Annotated in this window: 5 protein-coding genes; all 5 read right to left on the bottom strand. The window is 58.7% G+C overall.

Annotated elements, in window-relative coordinates:
• Positions 1-543: SulP family inorganic anion transporter (locus JOD69_RS19775; protein ID WP_210024164.1), on the bottom strand; the 543-nt coding region annotated here is incomplete at its 3' end.
• Between the two features lie 226 nt (positions 544-769).
• Entirely contained in the window at positions 770-2,326 is a 1,557-nt protein-coding gene (locus tag JOD69_RS19770; RefSeq protein ID WP_077729634.1) for an NADH-quinone oxidoreductase subunit M, read from the bottom strand.
• Positions 2,327-2,603: 277 nt separating this feature from the next.
• Positions 2,604-4,133, bottom strand: a complete 1,530-nt coding sequence (locus JOD69_RS19765) for an NADH-quinone oxidoreductase subunit M (protein ID WP_086133127.1) — start codon at positions 4,131-4,133, stop codon at positions 2,604-2,606.
• Positions 4,134-4,140: 7 nt separating this feature from the next.
• Entirely contained in the window at positions 4,141-5,697 is a 1,557-nt protein-coding gene (locus tag JOD69_RS19760; RefSeq protein WP_086133128.1) for a proton-conducting transporter membrane subunit, read from the bottom strand.
• Positions 5,690-9,013 carry a DUF2309 domain-containing protein gene (locus JOD69_RS19755; RefSeq protein WP_086133129.1) on the bottom strand — a complete coding sequence of 1,108 codons (3,324 nt, stop codon included), beginning with the start codon at positions 9,011-9,013 and terminating at the stop codon, positions 5,690-5,692. Before JOD69_RS19755 ends, JOD69_RS19760 begins: the two co-directional genes overlap by 8 nt.
• Positions 9,014-9,017: the final 4 nt, after the last annotated feature.

The raw sequence follows: 9,017 nt of genomic DNA, 5'->3' as shown, positions 1-9,017 counted from the left end.
CGTGCTCACGATCACCGCGCCGGGCGAAATCGCTTCGAGCGAATAGGCGAGTTCGGAGAAGGTCGTGTGGCCGTCGGCCTGGACATAGGCTTCATCGCCCTCGAAATCGGCGTCGTAGCCGACCGCGTGCGGGATTTGCTTGAGGATCAGGATCAGGCCGATGGCGGCCAGCATGCCCTTGATCACGGCCGAGGGGAAGTAGGCGCCGATGACCCCGGCCTGGAGAAAGCCCAGGAGCAGTTGCAGCCCGCCGGCGAGGACGACGCTCAGCAAAAAGACTTGGAAGCTGCCCAGCTTGTCGATGGCGTTGAACACGATCACGGTGAGCCCCGCGGCCGGGCCGCTGACGCTCAGTTGCGAGCCGCTGGCCCAGGCGACCACCACGCCGCCGACGATGCCCGCGATGATGCCGGCGAACAGCGGGGCGCCCGAGGCGAGCGCGATCCCCAGGCACAGCGGCAGGGCGACCAGGAAGACGACGACGCCCGCCGGAATGTCGTTCCGCAGATGACTGACATAGTAATTGATGTGTTTGCGTACCATAAAATTAATACCCGCTTAATAAGGTTGCATGGCTCGCCGAGCCATGTGGATGCCTTTCCAAAAAAGCTCGTTAACGTTCTTATTCGATAAATCGGATATAAGTCCTTGTATTAAAATCCGATTTGACGATCGAGCTTTGGCCTAGTGGCCGCCGGACGAAGCATTAATCTATAACAGGTATCGAATCGACACAAACAATTTCCTTAACCGGAATTTTCGATTTCACTCAAGGACTGGATCTTGTTGTTTGGAATTTTTCGGATAAGTCGGCATATGCCGAAGGGCCGGTTGCAGCATTGATCCGCGCAACCCACGCTGTCACAGCGGTGCTGCTGGTACTCGTAATCATGCTAGGCACCAGTCCTCCCAAGAGGATCAAGGCGATCAGCAGGATTGCCAGCCCCGATTCGCGCGGACGCAAATCGGAAGCGGTGCGTACAGCCGTTAGTTTAACAGGCCCCCAGAACGCCCGCTGAAAGAAGCCGAGGAAATAGGCCGCACCTAGAATCACTCCCAATAACACAGCGAGACCGGTACCCACGTGAGCCTGGAATGCGCCGATAATGATCAGATGCTCCGCGGCGAAACCATTGGTGCCGGGCACGCCCATCGCGGCGATTCCGAAAAGAAAGAAGAAGGTCGTGAGCAAAGGCATCGATCGGGCTAACCCGCCCAAATTGGCAAGTTCGGTCGAGCCCAGGCGATGATGGAGAAACCCGGCCAGCAGGAATATGCCGCCGGATACGGTCGCAAAGTTGATCAACTGAAACAGGGCACCCTGAACCCCCTGTGGGTTCAGGGTGGCAAGGCCGATGACCACGAAGCCCGCGTGACTGATGCTGGCGTAGGCAAGCAAGCGGCGGAGATTGGTTTGCTTCAGCGCGATCAGCGCGCCGTACAAAACCCCGACGGTGCCCAAGGCCGTCAAGATCCAGATGTATTCGCCGGCTGCATCGGGAACCAAGGGAATGGCGAATCGCATCATGCCGTAAAGTCCGAGCTTGAGCCCGGTAATCAGGGCCGAAACGCCCGCAGGCCCTTCCATTGCAACCGTCGGCAGCCAGGTGTGAAACGGAAACAGAGGCGCTTTGACGGCGAAGCCCAGGAATAGAAGCAGAAACACCGCGGTGCGCAGCTCTTCGGAAACCGGCACGTGGAGCAGCGTCAGATAGTCGAAGGAAAGTCCGCGCGGCGCAGAGCTCCCCATTTGCTCGGCATGGTTCAGCGCCAAGAGGATGATTCCGAACAACAGGGGAACACCGCCCGCCAGCATGAAAAGCGTGTACTTGCTGGCGGCATAACGTCGTTGCGGCCCGATTCCCCACAAACTCACCAGGAAAAAGATGGGAATGAGCGTAAGCTCCCAGAATAGAAAGAACAGTGCCAGATCGAGAGCGCAGAACACGCCCAGCGTGGCGCTTTCCAGAAGGAGTGTGAGCGCGAGATAGAGCCTTACCTGAGTTTGGACCTGTGTCCAGGTCGCCGCGATCACAGCAAAGGTCAAAAGCGCCGTGAGAAGCGGAAACAGAATCGACAGACCGTCAAGGCCGACGACGTATGAAATGTTGAGGCTCGGTATCCAGACGACTCGCTCGATCAGTTGCATTCTCGCCGAGCTGAAGTCGAAAAGACCGAGCAGGGACAAGGACAAGAGCAGTTCCGCGAGAGACACCGCTAGTCCGAACCGACGGGAGGATGCCGGATCTCGAAAAAAAAACAACAAACCGGCCGCGGCCAGCGGAAGAAATATCAGAATGGTCAGAATCGGAAAATCGGCGGTCATCACTTTGTCTCCGGGCGGCGTAAGCCGACGATTAAACCTGGAAACGGCAGTTGGACGCATCCGAGTGTGCGGTTGGCGGGTCGGCCGGCAAGCCTGTCCTGAGCCCCGTCGAAAGGGCGCGACGGCGCCGTCAGGCGGCCCGATAGCCGTGCAATCGAGTGCGTAGCGGCCTCACCCAAGCGGTGAAGCGGATAAGAGGTATAGCAGTTGAGATTCAACGAGCTTTTCTGGTGCATCGAAGCGGTTAATTGCCGTTGTTAGGTTAAATAATTCAAAGTCACTGTTTCTTCTGTTCCAAACGCTCGAAGCGTTGAGCCAATTCACTTACGGATTCGTTGACCATCTGAACCCAAGGCTCGGTGTAAAAACCGACACCCAACAAAACAGCGCAGACGACGCCGTTAAGCGTCACCTCGGGAACGGTGAGCCTGGTTTTCTGGCGATGTAACGCCGATTTTTTGCGCTGGGCCAGGAAGGCGCGCTGGAAGGCCCATAACAGAAATGCCGCGGCCAGGACGTTGCCTGTGGCTACGGCAATCGTGACTCCCCAGTCATGAGCTTCGATTGATCCCTCCAGAAGAAGATGGGCAGCGTCGAAACCGGGAGTCCCTGGCATCGCCATGGTGCTCAATGCGGAGACCAGGAACGTGATACCCAATAGCGGCATGAGATCGAACAGTCCTCCGAGACGTGGCAGCAGGGAGCTTCCGGCGCGACGAAACATCAAGCCGGTGGCAAATAGCAGCCCGCTAGCCGCGATGCTGAAATTCACCGACAGCAGCAAGCTGCCCGCGAACCCCTCCGAGTTCAGGCAGAATACGCCTACCACCAGCATGCCGGTATGGCTGACCGCCGCGAAGGCCAAGAGCCGCCTCAGATTCAACTGCATCAGCGCCATCAGCGCACCGTAGAACATGCCCGCCAACGCCAGAACGATAACAGCCGGCTTCAGGGTTTGGACCGCATCAGGCAATAGCGGCAGCACGAAGCGCAATAATCCGTAGATACCGACTTTCGCTCCGATCACAAATACGCCTATGGTGGCCAGGGTTCCATGTTGAGAAACCTGGGGCAACCAGGCATGAAAAGGAAATTGCGCCATCCGTACGGCCAAGCCGTAAAAGAGAAGTACGAAAGCCGCGGATTGGGCCGCAGGGGAAACCGGCGTTTCGAGCAGGTTTCCGAGCGCGAAAGTCCATTCACCGGCGGCTCGGGCGTGATTCCACCCTAAGATCAAAATGCCGAGAAATAGCATCAGCAAGCCGGTGAACATGAATTGGGTATAAAGCCGGGTCGTTTTGGGAGCTTCCGCGGAAGCGGTACTCCACCGGAGCAGGATGAACGAAACCGGTACGAGTTCGAGACAGCTCAGTAACCAAAACTGGAGCAGATCGACGGTGAAGAAAAGCGCCGTGAGCACGGCCTGGAAACCGAACAGACTGGCGACGTACAGCCCTGGCGACCGACGTTCCGGCGTAATTTCCCCATACAGCATTAACAGAAAGCTCAACAGCGACGTGACGAACACGAACAGTATGCTGAGGCCATCGACACCAAGGTGATAATGAAGGAACGGCAGCAGCGCAAAGTCTTCGGCGAACTGCAAGTGAGTGGCGCTCGAATCGAAGGCTATCAACAGATAAACCGTTAGAGCGAGTTCGAGGCCGGAGCCGGCTAGCCCGATAAAAAACGAACGCTGCTGCGACTGGGCGAGATAAGCGGCGCCCATTGCAATCAACGGCAGAAAGATCATCGTGCTGAGGATAGGAAAGGCGGATTGCGTCGCCCAGTTGATTTCACCGACCATAGGGTTCTCACACAGTTGCTAGCAGGGTGAAAAGGACGAAAAGAATCAGATAGCGCGGTTGAGCCAGGATGGATTCCAGGCGGTTGAACCGCATGCCGAGACGGCGTCCCAGGGTCACGAGGTCCATACCCAAACCTTGTAAGACCAGGCGCTCTTCGAACCAGTGGAATGCGGAAGCGAAAAGATCGGTCACGATTCCGAGCACACCGCCGACCCGGCGTTCATTGGCGCCATAACCGGCGCCGAGCCGATGTTCCTCCCGCTCGGCCAACGCAGACAGTCCCCGCATGGCGGGCGCGGGCAGTCCGACGATTTCTTCCACGACACGGCGGTCGAAAACGTTCAAATCGGCGGCGAAGCGAGCTATTGGCTTGACGAGGGCTTGATGGCCGAAATGTTCCAGCCAAAAACGCTGTAACGAGGCCGTGTAGAGCCAGCGAGAACGACCCGCGAACTCCGGAACGGGCCGGGTCGGCTGACCGAAAATGCGATGCATTAGTGCCGGCGCGGTCAGGAATTGGTAGCCGCGTAACATCGTATGAGCAGCTAGATGCCAAGCCGCCAATTGCCACCAGCCGAGGCCACAAGCCAAAAACATCAGGCCGACCTGTGCGGTGGTGGAGAAAATCAGTGCGGACTTGACGTCGGTTTGCGTCAATCCGCATGCGAAACCATAAAGAGCCGTCACCAGACCCATGGCCGCCATGATGCCCATGGCGGCGGGTGCCGCTTCGAAGACCGGTTGCAGCCGCAACACCAAGAAAACACCCGCATGAATCATCACGGCGCCGTAAAAGATGGCACTGGATGGTGTTGGTCCTTCCATGGCGCGAGCGACCCAGGGCGCCAGAGGCACTTGGGCCGACTTGGCGGCGGCCGCCAGCAGGAAGCAGATAGCCATCAGACCGGCTTGGAGACCATCGAGACCTGCGGCACCTCGGGTAATCTGAGGCCATTCGACGCCGCCGGTCCAAGCGAAAGCCAAGAAAATCCCCAAGGTGAAACCGGCATCGCCGATCCGGTTGGTTACGAAGGCGTAGGTTGCGTTGGCGGAGGCCACCGGCCGGTCATAGGCGTAGGCGATGAGTAGATAAGAGCACACCCCGGCCAATTCCCAGCCGATAAAGGTAAAAACGGCGTTGCCGGCCAACACCAGCAACTGCATGGCGCCGGCGAAAAGAGACAGGACGAGAAAAAAACGATGGAAGCCGGCTTCGCGGTGCATGTAATTCACCGAAAATCTGGCAACCATCAGCGAAAACAATGCGAACAGAGATGACAATGCCAGGGCGAGACTAGTCAGTGCAAAGCTGACGTTGACGAGATAATCGCCACTAGCCAGCCAGGTGCCCAGAACGAGCTGATCCGGGATGAGGTCCACGTGACGGCACCAAAAGACCGCGATCGACACGACAAAAGACACTAGGGTTGCGCCGACTGCGATGGCTGCGGTAGAGCGCTCTCCCGCTTCTCCAGTGATAAATTCCGATATGATGCCAATGCCGATGGTCAAGGCCGCTAAAATCGGCAATCCCGGGATCAGTGTTACCAACCAATCAAGCATAAGAAATCCCCGAAGACTTTTGTTGAATCAATGCCGGCGGCAGTGGTCCCGCGTGTCCGGCATACCAGTCGGGGGAACGCTCGACGATAGGCAAGGGACGAAGCTCCCGATTCCACACCACAAAACCGGCGCCCGGCGTGAACATGGAAATTTCTCCGGTATCCGGATCGATAGCGGACAGAAGCACCCAGCCGTTCCCGATCAGTTCCTGCAATGAGGGCTGACGCTCGTAAATCGCGGTTAAAACTTCCGTTTTGTGCTCCACGACGATTTGCAGCCGCATCGCCTCGTGGATTTCGATCATCTGCCGGGGAAGCCCGGTTCGAAGATCGCTGGCCGCACCCTCCATAACGCCGAAAAGTCCGGTGACGTTATGGGGCACTTTGGTGCCGCAGCCGAAACGCTCGTTGTTCACGGTGGAAAAGTAATACTCGAGGTTGATGCCGGCACCAACGGGGCCCACCGCCAACAATACGCTTTCGAGAACATTGCCGAGGGGGTCCTGAGTCGGATCGTAAGAGATCAGAAATACCCGGCGGTCGAAAAAGCTTCCCTGACTGAAAGAGCGCCTCCCGACGAAGGCGGCGGCATTGGTGGCATGCCCGAGTTCAGGGCGCGCTTGGCTAAAGTCGGTGGCACGCTCGGCGATATGGGCGAGTGCCGTGTCCGGAGTCGGATTGCGCGGAGCGGAGGCAAGTCGCCGGCAACGCTCATGGGCCGAGAGGCGCCTTGCGGCATCCAGATCGTTCTTGAGCTTGCCGAATGCGAGGCGCGAGACTGGAGGGAGATCCGTCAGGTCGAACCAGAGGATGTCTTCATTGCAGGTATTGTGTTCCGCACCGACGAACCAGGTGTCAGCCGGAATGCTTATACCTTTTTCGGCGAGCAACCCGCGCACTTCCGGTCGGTTGGCCATGGCAGCAAAAGCGCGGGCATTGGGTCCTCCGTGGCGTCCGCTGCACGCACCGCAGTCGTAAGCGGCGAAATGCGGATTGTTTTGGCTGATCGATCCGTGTCCCATCAGGACCACCAGCGGAGCAAAGCCATAGGTCAAACCGGTGGCGCGCAAAAATGCCGCCACGCGATCGGCTTGTTCCGAGTCGGTAAAGCCGAGGCGGGGATTTTCCGGGGTTGCGGGAGCACTACCACTTGCCGCGGTAATAAATAACTCGGTGGCTACCTCGGGAACGAGCAGGGCATCCGCTCGTTGAGCAAGAGCGGTTTGCCGGGCGGGGAAAAACACTTTGCCGATCAGCGCCAGCAACACGCCGGGCGAAAGCAGGCCGATCAAAAACTGCGAAGAAACGAGATTCCGGCGGATTTCCTGGTTGAATATCGCGCCGATTCGATGACGAAGGGCTCGGCGCCGATCATGTTTGGTGCACAAATCGTCCTGGCCCTGGCGGGGGACTTCGCGCACCTCGTGTGCCGGCGTGACGACCACGGGACAGAGCGGCGTGACCTTGTCATCGTCGAGAGCGCGCCAGTTGATCGGCACACCGAAAAAGCCGGCGGCGCCCAAGGTTTCGATGCGCGGGTTCAATTCCTCGAGGTGGCGTCGAATGCCTTCCTCGCGGTCGTCGATACAGAAGACCACTTGGGCGTCCGGGCGATCGTCACGCTTCGCCCAGCGGCCCCGGCCACGATTATTGGCGAGGGCATTGAACAGTTCCTCTCGATAACGCCGCTCATAGGCGGAAAGCCAAAGATAACTGCGCTGTGACGGAGATAAATCATCCAGCGCGGCGAGGAGGATTTCACAGGTCTGCAAAGACAGGGCGCGAACGTCATGGCTCGAGAGCCCCAAATGCTGAGCCAGACGGAACAAGCGCCAGCCGCTGTTGTAGATGGTCAGCCGTTGAGTTTTTTCCGCGAGCGCGCTGTGCTTCCAGGTAGAAATCATATCCGCTACCGACCACCAGCGCTCTCGATCGAAGTTTCCCGGGCCGGATTCGGCTACCAACTGCTGCGCGCAGTCCGCCAGGTACTCGGGCAGACGGCCCTGGCACAGAGCATGACGCACCAGGAATTCGGACGGATTCCGTTCGAAATAGGCGCGCAGCGACGGCAAGGTGCCGGCGATGCCCCAGATTTCGCGGCATAGTCCTTCGATTGCCAAACGGTCCAGACCCAGTCGGATGGCGAGATAATCCATGAGCGAGGCGGGCGCTTCCCGGTTGGCCTCGTAATCGGGATGGTGCTGCCGCCAATTGATGATGCCCGACCAGCCGGGGAGTTCCAGGGCGAGCCGTTCCAAATAGGTTTCCCAGCGATTCTCCGGGAGTCCGATCCGAATCAGTTCGGCATGCACGGCGTCGACCGCCTGTTCCGGTAAAGCCGACACGGTTTCCCGCCAATCCGGAAAATCGCAGAGACCCAGCGATAGATCGTAGGACGCCGAACGGCGCCATGCCGAGTACAGTCCTTCCCTGCGATCGGCTGCATGCCAGGCGGCCAGTCCTTCGTCCAAATGGGAGGCGCTGAAGCGGATCAGTATCGGACGGACGATGTCGAGCACGTCCCTGCCCGTCAACGCGGCGAGCAGTCCGCGCAATGAGATGCCGCGGCCGACGTCGGCGAAGGCGGATTCCATGAGCGCGCGAGCCTCCGTTCTCATCTTTTGGCGGGCAAGGGTAGTGCTTGCCGCCGCATCGTTCGACGACCGTTTGGTGTGATTCAATAAATTCTCCGCTTGCCGAACGGTGAGATCGGTCAGATCTTCGGGATGCGGGGCTGCCTGCTCCAGTCCGAGGACCGTCAGTCCTGCATCCCACAAGTCGCGGATCAAGCCGGCTTCCTGGAGCGCCTCTGCATTTCCCGTTATTCGCTTGACGGAGTCCATGAGGCGATGGCGCGCCTCGGGGGGAATATCGCTTTGAAACCGGTCGAGCGCCGCCATTTCTTCGATTTGCCAGTTCAATTGGCTCGGCGTTACCGCGTCCACGCCATAAACCATGGCGATGCGATAGACGTCCCGGCGCAGAATCTCTCGATCGCCGATTCGCAGCAGTGCCTCTTCGCCTCCAAGTTCCGGCATTTCGGCAAAGGCGGCAGCGAGATCTTCATCGAGAATGCGGCCTTGGGCATAGAACTTCCGGAACTCTTCCTCGGGCAGGTAGCCTCGGACGCCCGTCAATCGCTCGACGGATTCCAGGGCCTCTTGAAACGGAAGATGCTGATAACCGTGCAGCGTATTGTGGTGCACGAAATTCAGAATAGGCGCTTGTCCCGGCAACACATGATCGAGGTGGCAGACCGCTTCTTGCAGCCGCCGGCGAACGTCGGGCTTCGAACCTTTCGATTGGGGCGATAGCACGCTG

The organism is Methylocaldum sp. RMAD-M (assembly GCF_017832375.1).
GTDB lineage: Bacteria > Pseudomonadota > Gammaproteobacteria > Methylococcales > Methylococcaceae > Methylocaldum.
The sequence above is the reverse complement of the archived record's forward strand: the minus strand, read 5'-3'. Positions and strand labels throughout refer to the sequence as shown.

Bases quoted from the DNA above. Each gene is read 5' to 3' on its own strand.
- JOD69_RS19770 (WP_077729634.1), bottom strand. From the start codon at position 2,326: ATGACCGCCGATTTTCCGATTCTGACCATTCTGATATTTCTTCCGCTG.
- JOD69_RS19765 (WP_086133127.1), bottom strand. From the start codon at position 4,133: ATGGTCGGTGAAATCAACTGGGCGACGCAATCCGCCTTTCCTATCCTC.
- JOD69_RS19760 (WP_086133128.1), bottom strand. From the start codon at position 5,697: ATGCTTGATTGGTTGGTAACACTGATCCCGGGATTGCCGATTTTAGCG.